The following is a 15,681-nucleotide window of genomic DNA, read 5'->3' as shown; positions in this document are numbered from 1 at the left end:
AATCAATTATTGATTTCCCCCTACGGATAAAGCCTATGCTGATTACAAAAACCGATGAATTAGATACATACATCAAAAAAATATCCCAATCCGATTTTGTGACGGTTGATACAGAATTTATTCGCGAAACAACCTATTGGCCCAATCTTTGTCTTATTCAAATAGCAACACCTGAGTGTGAGGCTCTTATTGATCCACTTGCAAAAAACATCGATCTGGCATCTTTTTTTGCATTGATGCAAAACCCATCAATTACAAAAGTTTTTCACGCTGCCCGCCAAGATCTTGAAATTATCTATTATTTAGGTGGCATTATTCCTTTTCCTCTTTTTGACACCCAAATCGCAGCAAGTGTATGCGGATATGGCGAGTCTATTTCCTATGACCAGATTGTCCAAAAAATAACGGGCGCCCATATTGATAAGTCATCACGCTTTACAGACTGGAGCCGTCGCCCTTTAACCGAAAAGCAAATGGACTATGCCTTGGCAGATGTAACCTATTTGCGTGATGTCTATCTCTCCCTAAAAAAACAGCTAAAAGCTTCAAATCGTCAAGACTGGCTGAATGATGAAATGGCTATTTTACTGTCACCTAAAACCTATGACGCACCATTGGATGAAGCTTGGAAACGGGTGAAGGGGCGCATTCGCAAACCTAAGGAACTTGCTGTTTTGCAGCATATTGCCGCATGGCGAGAAGATATAGCACGCAAAAAGAATGTTCCACGTGGACGTGTTCTCAAAGATGACAATCTTGTCGATATTGCTATACAACAACCCAAATCAATAGAAGAGCTGGGCCGACTCCGCGGTATTTCAAATGGATGGGAACGTTCTTCCGATGCAGCAAGTCTACTTGATGCCATCAAAAAAGGCTGCGACACCCCAAAAGATGAGCTGCCTGTCATTGTACGTCCTACACCTTTACCCGAAGGCGGTAATGCAGCTTTAGAACTTTTGAAGGTACTATTGAAACTTATTAGTGACCAAAACGGATTGGCTGCACGCATCCTTGCCAATTCTGATGATTTAGAAAAAATAGTCATCATGGGCAAAGATGCAAAAATTCCGGCCATGCAAGGATGGCGCTATGAAATGTTCGGGAAATCTGCATTGGACTTATTGGAAGGACGTATTGCCTTACGGTTTATTGATAAAAAAATCTCAATTATGAATGTCCAATAAAAGGTTATATTACCGATATGGCAAAAATTCTTACGCTCACATTCAATCCGACAGTCGATGCGGCAAGTGAAACCGACCATGTCCGCTCTACCCGCAAGATTAGAACTTTTGATGAAAGCTTTCATCCGGGTGGTGGTGGCATTAATGTTGCCCGCGTCATTCATCTTTTGGGTGGCGATGTAACTGCCCTCTATGCCGCAGGCGGCGTCATGGGCAAGGTGCTAGAACATCTTCTGACAGAACAGGAGATTCCGTGCGACATTATTAAGATCGAAGGAAATACACGAATTAATAATGTGGTGCATGAACGATCCACAGGACTAGAATATCGGTTTATTGCGCAAGGTCCAGTACTGACCCGCAAGGACTGGCAAGCTGTCATTAAACGCTGTCATGAAATGGAATGGGAATGGTTGATAGTCAGCGGCAGTCTGCCACGCGGTGTACCGGTTGAGGTTTATGACGACTTAATAGATCTGGCACATAGTCGGAATGCACAATGTGTCCTTGATACATCGGGAGAATCGCTACGCCACGTCTTCCAAAAAGGTGGTCTCACGCTCATCAAACCAAGTCAGGGTGAATTTGAAGCTTGTTGTGGTAAAGCATTTCAGACTGTTCATGAAATTGCGGAAGAAGCGCAAACATTTGTCAAAAAGGGTATCAGCAAAATTATTGCAGTCACCTTGGGGCACCAAGGGGCCGTACTAGCCACAGATGAACGCATACTTTATCTCTCATCTCCACCTATACGGGTATTAAGTGCATCAGGTGCAGGAGATAGTTTTGTTGCCGGTATGGTTCATGCTTTGACAATTGGACGTGATGTAGAAGAAGCCTTCCGGTTGGCAACGGCATGCGGGACAGCTGCTGTCGCTGAAAAAGGCACGGGTCTATGCCGGCTCAAAAATATCAAACATCTATATAAAGAACTCAGCGGAGAGCCAGCAGATTTCCTATCTGTTCCTCTAGAACCCGAGCCATGAGCCGAGACTAACTAGTCTGATACTGCAAAGGTATAGAGACAAGCTTTTCCAATTGCTGCAGTCGCCCGATAGGACGTTCAGCAATCAAATCAGCACATTTTGTAGGTATAATAATGGATACACCTTGTTTCTGCTTCTGCCAGAGAATTTGTGGTAGCAATCCAGCTGTTGAACCACTAAAAATATTAGCAACTCGCATTAAAGCGCCTAGCACACGAGCCTTATAGGCTGTCGCATCATCAGCAAGTTTCATGATAGAGGGCGCATCTGAATCGTGAACCAATCCTTCATTGCGGAAATAGACAGCAAGAGCAGCATAAACACGTCCAGCATGGTCAATACCAGGATAAGCACCAAGGGCAATCTGGTTTGAAGCGAGATCACCGCGATAATCTGGATGAATTCGCCAACCAATATCAGACAAAAAACAAGCTGCTTCACGTGTGCGGCGCTCATTTTCAGTCTCTTCAATGCCTAAAACCTCAAAAGCCTTGGTTGTCCAATCAATCAACTCCCTCGCATGTTGCGGCGAGCGCGAACGCAAAACCGACATTTCCTCAGTTGCTGCTAACAAAGGATCTGCCTTTTGTAGTTTTTTCGGCAAAAGTGAATATAAAAACCCCTCTCGTACGCCAGCACCTGAAAATACAATTGCTTCTGGCTCCATACAATAGATCAGTTCGATCAAAACCGTTGCACCATAAGAAAGCAACTGACGTCTATTTTTTGAAACGGCAGAAATACCGCGCATATGATCAAGCTCCCCATGCGCAACACGCTGCAGAAAACTTTCAACATCATCTGTAACTACTTCATAGGCATGCATCACCGGCAATGGATAATTTTTTGCACTCATATGGAGTTTTGCAAGATTGCGCCATGTGCCGCCAACGGCATAAAATTTTCGTCCTTTCCCAGCCTGTAACATTGCTGTCTTACGCAAATAATGACGGGAAATTTTTGTAGCCTCACTCAAGTTTCCATGAGCCATGTCCTGCAATCGCAATCCACCAAGCGGTAATGTAACACCATTAGTAGCCTTGTTGCCATGAATGTCGACAAGTTCAAGACTTCCTCCACCCAGATCACCCGCAATGCCATTAGGTTTATAAAAAGAAGAAAAAATACCAGCGGCTGAATATTCTGCTTCCTGTTTGCCGCTTAGAACATTGATTTCAACGCCCAGTATTTCCTCGGCTTCAGTAATAAAGGCGGGCCCATTTTCAGCTTCACGTGCAGCAGCCGTTGCTAAAGTATGGATAGCTATCGTTCCCATCTGATCGCATAAAGCCCGAAAGCGCTTCAGCGTACGCAAGGCCATGGTCACAGAACTTTCTTCCAATCGGCCTGTTGTCGCAACACCTTTGCCCAAGCCGCAAAGTATCTTTTCGTTAAACAATACCGTAGGAGCACGTACCAACCCCTCATAGACCACAAGACGGACCGAGTTGGAGCCAATATCTATAACAGCCAAAGGTTTGCGCCCTTTAAGACGTCCTTGCGCTTTAGGAGGATGCATAAGCAATTTCCCGTAATAAAAATAATGTCCATTCCTATAAACAAAAAATAGGAATGGACCAAATCACTATTTATGGCGTTTGCGTTGCGCAATCAACCTTGGTGCGGAAGAACGCAATGATTTGCCACGCCCTGAAAGGCTTGGATTATTCATGAAATATTCCTGTGCATTAAAAGGAATTTCGTCCTCTTTAAGACAAACACGCCGTGAAGTGCCATCACTCAATATCTCAAAGCTTTGCTGATTATCAACAATATTGGCCAGCATAATCTGTGAAAGTATCTGTTGATGTACCGTCTTATTAAAGACAGGAACAAGCGTTTCTACACGCCGGTCAAGATTTCGAGTCATCATATCAGCAGAACCGAAATACAAAATGGCCTTTTCATTTGGCAATTCATGACCATTACCAAAACAGAAGATGCGGCTGTGTTCTAAAAACCGACCGACAATCGACTTGGCACGGATATTATCCGAAAAGCCTTTAATCCCCGGACGAAGACAGCAAATACCACGTACAACCAAATCAATTTCAACACCCGCTTGCCCTGCCCTATAAAGCGCGTCAATGATTTGCGGATCAACCAAGGAATTAACCTTCATCCAAATTGCCGCTGGCAATCCTTTTTTAGCATTTTCAATCTCGTCTTCAATATGCCCGAGAATACGCTTACGAAGTGTGAGAGGCGAAAATGCAAGTTTCATATCCGCTTCTGGCTGGGCATATCCGGTAATGTAATTAAATATCAACGCAACATCCCGGCCAATCTCGTCATCGGTCGTGAAAAACGAAAGATCTGTGTAGATCTTGGCTGTAATAGGATGATAGTTGCCTGTACCCAAATGCACGTAAGAGCGTAGCCGGTTTTCTTCACGGCGCACCACAAGCGACATTTTAGCATGGGTCTTTAATTCAATAAAACCAAATACAACTTGCACACCAGCTCTCTCAAGATCGCGTGCCCATCGTATATTGGCTTCTTCATCAAAACGCGCTTTCAACTCAACTAATGCTGTCACAGACTTTCCGGCCTCTGCAGCATCAATTAATGCACGAACAATCGGGCTATCATTGGATGTACGATAAAGCGTTTGCTTAATTGCAACAACATCAGGGTCCGCTGCAGCCTGACGCAAAAACTGGACCACAACATCAAAAGACTCATAAGGATGATGAACAACAATGTCCTTTTCACGAATAGCAGCAAAACAGTCCCCGCCATGTTCACGGATACGTTCTGGAAAACGTGGATTATACGGAACAAATTTCAGTTCGCTGCGGTCAATAGAGACAATCTCAGAAATCATATTAAGAGCGAGAATGCCATCTAGCACACTGATCCTGTTTTCAGGCACAGCCAATTCAGTTGCAACAAATTGACGCAAGTTTTCCGGCATTTCAGAATCAAACTCAATACGGATAACCTGTCCGCGACGTCGACGTTTCAAGGCTGTCTCAAACAGACGAACCAGATCTTCTGCTTCTTCTTCAACCTCGATATCGCTATCACGGATAATACGGAATGTGCCCGCACCATTTACTTCATACCCAGGGAAAAGACATCCAATAAAGAGACGTACCGTATCTTCCAAGGTAATATAGCGCGCTATCTTTCCAAGCGCTGGCAGAAGGATAAAACGCTTCAAAGTTGTCGGCAAACGTAATAAAGCTGTCATTACATGCTTGTCGGTATGCCGCACCAATTGCATCGCAATAGAAAAACCCAGATTAGGAATGAATGGAAATGGATGGGCAGGATCAATCGACAATGGTGTAAGCACAGGAAAGATCGTATCAAGAAAATGATCTTCCAACCATTTCTTTTCTTCCTTGTTCATTTTATCAGGACGAATAATCTCAATACCTTGCGTCTTCAATTCTGTGCGCAATGAACGTAGCTCAGCCTGTTGATTTGTTTGCAAACGGCTGACTTCTGTCAACACAAAATCAAGTTGTTCCTGAGGCGTTCTTCCATCCGCACTCGGCGTTATCACGCCAGCGCGCACCTGCCCAGCCAAGCCAGCAATGCGAACCATAAAAAATTCATCAAGATTTGTTGCTGAAATAGAAAGAAAACGGACACGCTCAAGCAGCGGGTGTTTCGGATTCGATGCTTCCATCAAAACACGATTATTGAATTGCAACCAAGAAAATTCACGATTGATAAATCTAGAAGGTGTCGTCAAATTCATCTGTATGGTTTTGGAATGATCTTCTGTATGTTTTTTTTTCGATGTCATATATATCCCCAATTACAGAGCGCACCATCAATGATGCTTTGAACATAGTACCTTATTTTTGTTTGAAATATAACAATTTTATGAACAAGACACCATGATTAACAATGTCAAATTGTCACAGCAACCACCTTGCATTATGATGAAAATTAGGACAAAACTAACTTAGTTGGGTTACGACAAGAATCGCTCCCTTTCGATTATACAAACAGCAGAGTAAGAGCTATGGCAGACCATCAGATTCCCCATTTCCAGAATGATCACGGATATAAAACGATCGATATCGGCGTTAAGGAATTTATGTGCGTCGGCGCATCGTCACCTTTTGACCATCCCCATATATTCCTTGATATGGGGGCAGATGATACAAAGATTTGTCCTTATTGCTCAACATTTTATCAGTATAATTCAAAATTACAGGGCAGCGAAACCATTCCCCAAGGATGCCATTTCGACGTCAATCATAAGGCGGCCTAATATAATTTCTTGCCGGAGGGTAGCCTTATAATGGCCAACCTTGAAAAACCAATTCTTATATCCGGAGCTGGAATTGCAGGTCTTTCAGCCGCACTCGCCTTAGCCCAAAAAGGCTTTGCCGTTACAATATGCGAGCGTGGAAGCGAACTTCATGAAGTGGGTGCAGGCATTCAGCTTGCGCCCAATGCGACGCGTATTCTAGCGCGCTTAGGTGTGCTTGACGAATTGATGAAATATGCGGTTGAGCCCGCCCTTCTCACTCTCAGTGATGGATTAAATCTCAAAAACTATTTAAGCGTCAATTTAAAGGATATTGCCCAACGTCGGTGGCATGCTCCCTATATTACAATCCATCGTGCCGATATACAGCGCGTACTTTTAGATTTTGCTAAAACCAACAAACGAATAGAACTCAAGCTAGGACACAGTGTTGTTGATATTGCCCCCTCTATCATTGATGCTGTCGATATAAAAATTGCCTGTAATGAAGAACCGAAACATCTGACAACGCCACTTCTTGTCGGCTGTGATGGTGTATGGTCAAAGTTGCGACAGTTGCAACCTTTAGAAGAAAATGCCGTATTTAGCGGATTCATTGCATGGCGTGCGACTATTCCCATGGAAAACATACCTCGAGCTTTTCTATCTTCTCTGCAAGAGAGTGGCACTGTCTCTGCATGGATGGGGCCAAGCAACCATTTGGTCACATATCCGATAAAATCAGGGAAATCCTATAACTTTGTTGCCATCACCAAAGGCAGTTCTCCCGGAAAGACATGGTCTAACGAAGGTGACAGACAATTACTGCTCGACCACTTCAAGGACTGGCACCCAAGCATTCTTGAAATATTTAGAAGCACAGAGAAATGGACATTCTGGCCGCTCTTCCAGATGAACCACATGCGATTTCTTGGTAACAAGTGCCAAGTATTTCTCGGCGATGCATCGCATGCTGTATTGCCTTTTGCGGCACAAGGCGCAGCCATGGCCATTGAAGATGCCGCTGCTCTTGCTGAAGTTCTCTCAATGAAAGATTTAACGCTGCCAGAAGCGCTTTCCCTGTTCAATAACATCCGCACGACACGTGTAAGCATGGTTGCCAAACGGGGCAATTTCAACCGCTTTGTTTACCATGCAACCGGTATGGTAGCTGTCGCGCGCAATTTAATGATGAAAATGCGCTCACCTGAAAGCTTTATGTCAAGCCTCGACTGGCTTTATAATTATGATGCAACCGAATTCGCCAAAAAATAAATATTGATAATACAGCTTTTATAATATCTGTTTGAAAAATGCCCGTGTACGCTCATGATCAGGAGCGTTAAAAAAAGCATCCGGTTTGTTGCTTTCAATAATCTGGCCTTGATCCATGAATATAATACGATCAGCCACTTCACGTGCAAATCCCATTTCATGGGTAACACAGATCATCGTCATACCGGTTGTCGCTAGATCAACCATCGTTTCCAATACTTCCTTGATCATTTCCGGATCAAGAGCCGATGTCGGTTCATCAAAAAGCATGATATGAGGGGCCATGCATAAAGAACGGGCAATAGCGACACGCTGCTGTTGCCCACCCGATAACTGACCAGGATATTGATTGGCTTTATCGGGTATTTTTACACGCTCAAGCAGCTCCATCGCACGTTCTTCGGCCTTTTTTTTCGGTATTTTCTTAACCCAAATCGGCGCGAGCGTACAATTTTCAAGAATTGTAAGGTGGGGAAAAAGATTAAAATGTTGGAATACCATACCGACATTTTGGCGGATCTGCTCGATGTTTTTTGCATTATTGCCAAGCTTCAGGCCTTCAACGACGATATCACCCTGCTCAATCTGTTCCAAACCATTAATGCAACGGATCAATGTCGATTTTCCCGACCCCGATGGGCCGACAATAACAATCTTTTCCTGCTTCGAGACATTTAAATCAATATCGCGCAAAACATGATTATCGCCAAACCACTTGTTTACGCCGGACATCTCAACGGCATAAGGCATATTCGTTTTTTTGCTTTCTATCGCCATCATTAAATCCTCTAACGCTCGCGGCGCTGCATGCGTTTTTCAATAAAATGGGCATATCGCGACATCAAAAAGCAAAACAGCCAAAATACAATTCCAGCAAAGACATAAGCCGTTGCCGGTGTCTGCGGCGTAATCCATTTTGCCTGTTGCGAAAGCTGGGTAACTTTGCCCAACAAATCAAACATCGAAATAATATAGACAAGGCTTGTTTCCTTCAACATGCCGATCAATGTATTGATCAATCCGGGAATGATAATTCTGAAAGCTTGCGGTAAAATAACAAGAAGCATTGTACCCCAATAGCCAAAACCTAATGATTGAGCCGCTTCATACTGGCTTTTTGGCACAGCTTGCAAACCACCACGAACAACTTCAGCAATATAGACCGATGTGAACAAAGCGATCCCGATAAGAGCGCGTAAGAATTTATCGAAATTCATTCCATCTGGAAGGAAAATCGGAAACATAACACTCGCTATAAAAAGAATGGCAACCAGAGGAATGCCGCGTAATATTTCAATAAAACCAGTCGAAAGAAGGCTGATAACTGGCAAATCACAACGACGACCAAGCGCTAGAAGCGTACCCAATGGAAGCGAAATAGTGATACTGATATAAGCAATAATCAGCGTCACCATCAAGCCTCCCCACAATTGTGTATCAACAGCAGAAAGGCCAAAAAGACCTCCATAAATGACGATACAGCCAATAATCGGCACAACAAATAAGGAAACCGCGGCATTGAGAAACTTGTATCCAAACGACGGAACCAAAAGCGGAATATTGACCATCAATGCGATCAACGCTGTGAAGTCGACGCGCCAACGTTCTCCTACCGGATAATTGCCATATATAAATTGTGAAAAATTGGCATTAACAAAAGCCCAGCACGCTCCCGACCAGCCATCAGGTTTAAGCCCACCTTGCGACAAGGTTGTACAAACGCCACGATCATCACCAATCCATGCCGCATCAATAAAAAGCCAATGTAACAACGGCACTGAAATAAAATATATGACAACCAATAGGGTAATAGTAACAATACCATCAGGTAAAGACTTAAATAAGTTACTTAAGAGCCATCTCTTCACGCTTTTTTCTTTAACCGGCGGTGGGGAAGCGGCTATAAGCGGCTTGTATGATGGTGTTTTATCCATACTATTTTTCCACCAATGCCATTTTACGATTAAACCAATTCATCAATAAAGAAACGATAAGGCTCAATCCCAGATAAACAACAAGCCATATAACAACGACCTCGATAGATTGGTTGGTCTGGATAAAAATTGTATTGGATACACGCATCAGTTCAGAATAGCCAATAGCTACACCAAGTGAAGTGTTTTTAATCAAATTCATATATTGGCTTGCCAGAGGTGGTATTATAATACGCATTGCAAGTGGAACAACAATCAGCCGGATACGCTGCCGTGTTTTAAAACCTAATGCGCTGGCAGCTTCAATATATCCCTTAGGAACACCGAGAAGACCAGAGCGAATAGTTTCTGCAATCAAAGCCCCCGTATAAAGTGAAAGAGCTAGAAACAAGGCTAAAAACTCAGGATATACCGCCTTACCACCACTGAAATTGAAAAAACCTTTCACCGGATAGTCAAACCCCGTTGGCGGCACCCAGAAAATAAGCATAGCCAGTGGCACGATAAGCACCAACAACAAATAAACAGGCCAACGTAAAAAATGGGGCTGACGACGACGGCAATAAAATCCATAGACAACACTTAATAAAAGTCCTCCCAAGAAGACCCAAAAGACAAAACAGCTGTTGGCATCCCAAAGCGGAGCAGCGAAATAAAACCCTTTTTTATTGATATAAAGCCACTTACCAAAGGACAAACTGTTATTAGCATCCGGTAAAACCGTCAAAACCCCGAAATACCAGAAAAATATCACCAATAAGGGCGGTATATTTCGAAAAAGCTCAACATAAACGGTACAGAACTGACGCAACAGCCAATTATGCGAAAGACGCCCCAAACCAATAAAAAAGCCGATAATTGTTGCTGTAAAGATTGATAATATAGCCATAACAATCGTGTTGACCAACCCAGCTAGCAAAGCTTGAAGATAGGTAGAATCGGGATTATAGGCGATTAGACTATCAGGTATAGAAATACCGGCCCGCATATCAAGAAAGCCAAAACCAGACGTAATTTTTGCACGCGTTAAATTATCGATTGTATTATTGACCAACCACTGGAGACCATAAACAATAATGACAACAATAAAAAGCTGCCAAAAAAGGCTACGCCAAAACTTCGCCCTAAAAAATCCAATTTTTTTAAAGGGATAAGAAGATGGACAGTCTTTCATAGGATCGCAAGAAGCCAAAAGTACTAACCAAAAACCTAGCGGATCGGGATACCATACATTAGGCCACCTTTAGACCAGAGTGCATTAATACCACGTGATATTTTCAATGGTGTGTTCTGCCCAATATTACGTTCAAAAATTTCGCCATAATTTCCAACATTTTTAATGATTTTTACAACCCAATCATTATCAAGACCAAGATCTTTCCCGATATTGTTCCCCTGTTCGGCACCGAGCATCCGCTTGATATCCGGGTTATTAGAGTTTGTCATTTCCTCAACATTGGCACGGGTAATGCCATACTCCTCAGCATTGATAAGGGCATAATTTGTCCAGCGCACAATATTAGCCCATTGCGGATCCCCCTGACGAACAGCCGGACCAAAGGGCTCTTTAGAAATAATCTGTGGCAATACAGTATGATCATCAGGATGTGCAAGCTGAAGACGTACAGCGTAAAGCGATGATTGGTCCGTTGTATAAACATCACAACGCCCTGCATCATAAGCAGCATTGGTCTCGGCAAACTTTTCAAATACAACAGGCTTATATTCCATTTTGTTATCTCGGAAAAAATCTGCCAATGTCAGTTCTGTCGATGTCCCTGACTGGACGCAAATAGATGCCCCGGAAAGTTGGATGGCCGATGTAATGTCAGGAATTTTCTTGGAATTGATCATAAACCCTTGGCCGTCATAATAGTTGACACCGGTAAATTCTAATCCCAACGAAACATCACGGCTCATCGTCCATGTCGTATTGCGGATCAAAACATCAATTTCACCTGACTGTAATGCTGTAAATCGTTCCTTCGATGAAAGAGGAACAAATTTTACTTTCTTGGCATCACCAAAAATAGCAGATGCAACAGCACGACAATAATCAACATCAAAGCCGGTCCATTCTCCCTTTTCGTCCGGAATACTAAAGCCTACAAGCCCGCTGCTGACACCACAGTTTAAAACACCGCGTGCTTTAACATCATCAAGAGTAGAAGCCGAAGCTGATGAAATTCCGGCAGCCAAGATTCCGCCTGCCAACAAAGAAATAAAAGCTTTCATAAAATCCTCTTCTCAATACGAATAAATCGCGCAGCAGACATAATATCCGTCGCAGAGACATACATAATTTCAAACTGACAAAAAAACACACACAAGGCAAGCAAGTTTAACTCATGGAGCGCAGCATTTTTATGCCGAAGTTAAACGACCTCAACATCGACAACACCAGAAAGTGCCTTCATTGCACCGGCGATCTGGGGACTAAGCTTATAACGTTGCGGTAAAGCAATCTCCGTTTCCCGCGCACCATCATTTTGTATCATGATTATGGAAACTTGGCCGTCTCCCCCCTTGAGTAACTGATGCGAGATAGCATTAATGTTTTCAGACGAACGCACAAAAACACGCATTGTCTTTTGCAGACGGCTTGCTTCATCCTCTAAAGATTGCACAGACTGAATGCGCAAACTCACACCTTCAGGCCGGTTTTCTGCACCAACAGTAATAACAACCGATTGTCCTGGCTCCAATAGGTCACCATATTGCGCCAGTCCTTCTGCAAATAGAATAGCTTCAAACTGCCCTGTCGCATCTGAAAACTGTATGATACCCATTTTCTTGCCCATACGAGTCTTGCGTATCTGTTTGGCAACAACTGTTCCCGCCAAACGACCGGCTGTGACGCCCTTTCGTACAGAAATATCAAAATCGGCATATTTCTGGACACGCATCTTATCAAGTAGCGTACGATATTCGTCCAATGGATGGGCAGACAAATAAAAGCCGACAGCAAGAAATTCCCGATGCAGTTTTTCGGCAGGCAGCCACGGTGTGGCATTGGGTAATAAAAGCGGCTCTTTCGGCCCATCTCCCAGCCCGAAAATATCTGTCTGACCGCTTGAATGGTCATCACGCTTGCGCATTGCGCGAGCATTTATTGTTTCCAATCCTGCAACAAGCCGCTCACGGGCAATGGCAAAACAATCAAATGCACCAGCATTAATCAATCCTTCCATAACGCGCTTATTGACAAGGTGGGGATCTGTACGTTCACAAAAATCGGCAAGATCAGCAAAGGGTCTATCACCGCGTTGGGCCACAATATGCTCAACAGCCGCCTCACCGACTCCCTTAATGGCAGCAAGAGAATAATAGATACAGTTTTCGCCAACTTCAAAAACACGAAACGACGTCTGCACAGATGGAGGAATCACTTCAATATTAAGACGATTGGCTTCCCGTCTAAAATCATTGAGTTTATCAGTATTGGTCATATCGTAGGTCATTGACGCAGCAAGAAACTCGACCGGATAATGAGCCTTCATAAAGGCTGTCTGATAGGATACGATCGCATAGGCTGCAGCATGGGATTTATTAAAACCATAATCGGCAAACTTGGCCAACAGATCAAAAATCGTATTGGCCTGAACCTTTTCAACTCCACCGGCAAGCGCGCCTTCGACAAAACGCGTACGCTGCTGTTCCATTTCCGCATGGATCTTCTTACCCATAGCACGGCGCAGCAAATCCGCTTCACCCAATGAATAACCGGATAGAACCTGTGCAATCTGCATCACCTGTTCCTGATAGACGATAACACCCTGCGTCTCGCTGACCAAATGATCAATCTTGGGATGGATAGAGGCAATTTCCTCTTCACCATGTTTACGCGCATTATAGGTTGGAATATTTTCCATCGGACCTGGACGATAAAGCGCGACAAGTGCAATAATATCTTCAATGCAATCGGGTTTCATGCCCAGCAATGCCTTACGCATGCCTGCACTTTCAACCTGGAATACGCCAACCGTCTCACCACGAGACATCATTTCATAGGTTTTCTGATCATCAAGCGGTATATGAGAAAGATCAATATCGATGCCTTTACGGCGGACAAACTCAACTGCCGTTTTAAGGATCGTTAGTGTTTTCAATCCCAGAAAATCGAACTTGACCAAACCAGCCTGCTCAACATACTTCATGTTGAACTGTGTTACAGGCATATCCGAGCGGGGATCGCGATACATAGGAACCAGTTGCCACAAGGGTCGGTCGCCAATCACAATGCCGGCTGCATGGGTCGATGCATGACGGTAAAGTCCCTCAAGCTGCAAGGCGATATCCAGAAGCCGCCCGACAACCGCATCGTTACGGCGCTCTTCATCAAATTTCGGTTCATCTGCAATGGCTTTTGCCAGTTCGATATTGGCCCCTGGCGCCTGAGGCACCAACTTGCTCAGATAATCAGACTTCGAATAGGGAACTTCAAGTACACGCCCAACATCACGTAAAACCGCCCTCGCCTGCAATTTACCAAAGGTGATAATCTGGGCAACCTGATCTCGCCCATATTTTTCCTGAACGTAACGGATAACCTCTTCACGACGGTCCTGGCAAAAATCAATATCAAAGTCAGGCATTGAAACGCGGTCCGGATTAAGAAAGCGTTCAAACAGCAGTGAAAACCTTAACGGATCAACATCCGTGATTGTCAAGGCAAAGGCAACAAGAGAACCCGCCCCTGAACCACGCCCCGGCCCTACCGGAATATCATGCGCCTTGGCCCATTTGATAAAGTCCGCAACAATTAGAAAGTAACCTGGAAATTGCATACGAACGATAATATCAAGTTCATATTCTAACCGTTCTTCATAATTTTCAACCGTATAACCCGCGGCAACACCATTGTTCTTTAGGCGTTGCTTCAGCCCTTCCCGAGCCTGTCGACGCAATTCTTCAGCTTCAAGCGCAATCGCTTCTTCCGGATTATCAGACGCACCGGCAAAATGAGGCAGAATAGGTTTATGGGTTGACGTATAGACATGACAACGTAGCGCGATTTCAACAGTATTGGATAAAGCTTCTGGCAGATCTGCAAAAAGCGCCACCATTTCATCCTGCGTTTTTAGATAATGATCCGGTGTAACGCGCCGACGGTCGGGATTTGAAATCACCTGCCCTTCAGCAACAGCCAACAAGGCATCATGAGCCTCATACCCATCACGATGGGCAAAAAAAGCATTATTGGTCGCAACAAGCGGAACAGATTCATCATAGGCCCACTGGACCAACTGTGCTTCTACACTCTTGTTATAATTACCATGTCGTTGCAACTCGACATAAAAACAATCGGCAAAAATCCGATGTAATACTTTTAAGTTCTGATAGGCTTTATCCTGCTTACCTTCTTTTAATAAGCGATCAACGGGTCCATCAGAGCCGCCACTCAGAGCAATGATACCATCTGATAATTCACTAAGCCACGACGCTTTTACATGACATGGTTCGAAGTCAGCCGTATCAAGATATGATTTACTGACAAGATGGACAAGGTTCTTATATCCTGTCTCGTTGGCCGCCAACAAAACAATGGATGCATAATCAATAGGCTGACGGGAAGGTGTCAACCGCTGCTCGCTCTCATCCTCATCGAAATCAACAGCCAATTGACAACCAATAATTGGCTGGATTCCTGAACCTAAACAACTTTGGGTAAATTCAAGCGCACCAAACAGATTATTCGTATCTGTAATCGCTATTGCCGGAGCCTGATCATCTGCGGCATATTTGACGATTTGCTTAACCTTCAGCGCACCTTCTGATAAGGAATAGGCAGAATGAACACGCAGATGGATAAAGCGTGGCATTTCCATACCCGCGCCACTAACACCATCGACACTTTTATTCTTTTCAGCTGTTGTCATCACAATCTGGACTTGTCATTGAGCTGGCAAACAAAATATGACAATCTCTTTTGTCTACATAAAATAATTCAAGACACTACTTTTGTATTTTCCAACGTCCAAAGTCCAGTACGGATAAAAAAGACCACAGCTTTCTGCCTAATCGACTTAAAATGGCTTATAGTACCGTCATCCAAATGCCTATAGTGGCAACAAATAAGCTAACCG

General features: G+C 43.9%; 10 protein-coding genes and 1 pseudogene. 4 read left to right on the top strand and 7 right to left on the bottom strand.

What is annotated here, in order from left to right:
* The first annotated feature begins 35 nt into the window (after positions 1–35).
* Together rnd and ACYZ97_RS04325 are read left to right on the top strand one after the other, a co-directional pair.
* The gene (gene rnd, locus ACYZ97_RS04330) at positions 36–1,187 is read left to right on the top strand and encodes a ribonuclease D (protein ID WP_473300247.1); all 1,152 of its coding nucleotides are present in this window, start codon (positions 36–38) and stop codon (positions 1,185–1,187) included.
* 17 nt (positions 1,188–1,204) lie between these two features.
* Positions 1,205–2,173, top strand: coding sequence for a 1-phosphofructokinase family hexose kinase (locus tag ACYZ97_RS04325; RefSeq protein ID WP_473300246.1), 969 nt, complete (start codon positions 1,205–1,207; stop codon positions 2,171–2,173).
* A gap of 7 nt (positions 2,174–2,180) precedes the next feature.
* On the opposite strand, the gene ppx is transcribed toward ACYZ97_RS04325, so the two are convergent.
* On the bottom strand, positions 2,181–3,692 hold the full coding sequence (gene ppx, locus ACYZ97_RS04320) for an exopolyphosphatase (protein WP_473300245.1): 1,512 nt from the start codon (positions 3,690–3,692) through the stop codon (positions 2,181–2,183).
* A 66-nt stretch (positions 3,693–3,758) separates the two neighbouring features.
* Positions 3,759–5,870: pseudogene (locus ACYZ97_RS04315) on the bottom strand (RNA degradosome polyphosphate kinase); the annotation flags it as partial.
* A gap of 285 nt (positions 5,871–6,155) precedes the next feature.
* Here ACYZ97_RS04315 and ACYZ97_RS04310 point away from each other — a divergent pair.
* Together ACYZ97_RS04310 and ACYZ97_RS04305 are read left to right on the top strand one after the other, a co-directional pair.
* The gene (locus tag ACYZ97_RS04310; protein WP_473300244.1) at positions 6,156–6,407 is read left to right on the top strand and encodes a zinc-finger domain-containing protein; all 252 of its coding nucleotides are present in this window, start codon (positions 6,156–6,158) and stop codon (positions 6,405–6,407) included.
* A 30-nt stretch (positions 6,408–6,437) separates the two neighbouring features.
* Positions 6,438–7,661 carry an FAD-binding protein gene (locus tag ACYZ97_RS04305; RefSeq protein WP_473300243.1) on the top strand — a complete coding sequence of 408 codons (1,224 nt, stop codon included), beginning with the start codon at positions 6,438–6,440 and terminating at the stop codon, positions 7,659–7,661.
* 18 nt (positions 7,662–7,679) lie between these two features.
* Here the strand turns inward: ACYZ97_RS04305 and ACYZ97_RS04300 are convergent, their stop codons facing one another.
* From ACYZ97_RS04300 to dnaE, 5 genes are all read right to left on the bottom strand, one after another.
* Positions 7,680–8,441 (bottom strand): amino acid ABC transporter ATP-binding protein, encoded by a 762-nt coding sequence (locus tag ACYZ97_RS04300; protein WP_473300242.1) that lies wholly within the window; start codon positions 8,439–8,441, stop codon positions 7,680–7,682.
* Positions 8,442–8,449: 8 nt separating this feature from the next.
* Positions 8,450–9,595 carry an amino acid ABC transporter permease gene (locus tag ACYZ97_RS04295; protein ID WP_473300241.1) on the bottom strand — a complete coding sequence of 382 codons (1,146 nt, stop codon included), beginning with the start codon at positions 9,593–9,595 and terminating at the stop codon, positions 8,450–8,452.
* 1 nt (position 9,596) lies between these two features.
* A complete protein-coding gene (locus ACYZ97_RS04290) occupies positions 9,597–10,649 on the bottom strand; it encodes an amino acid ABC transporter permease (protein WP_473300240.1) in 1,053 nt (350 codons plus the stop codon).
* 155 nt (positions 10,650–10,804) lie between these two features.
* Positions 10,805–11,830, bottom strand: a complete 1,026-nt coding sequence (locus ACYZ97_RS04285) for an amino acid ABC transporter substrate-binding protein (protein ID WP_473300239.1) — start codon at positions 11,828–11,830, stop codon at positions 10,805–10,807.
* Positions 11,831–11,970: 140 nt separating this feature from the next.
* Positions 11,971–15,474, bottom strand: coding sequence for a DNA polymerase III subunit alpha (dnaE, locus tag ACYZ97_RS04280; protein ID WP_473300238.1), 3,504 nt, complete (start codon positions 15,472–15,474; stop codon positions 11,971–11,973).
* Between the last annotated feature and the right edge of the window lie 207 nt (positions 15,475–15,681).

The organism is Bartonella sp. bp_1, from assembly GCF_055808085.1.
Note: the sequence above shows the minus strand (reverse complement) of the source record. Positions and strands in the feature narration are given on the sequence as shown.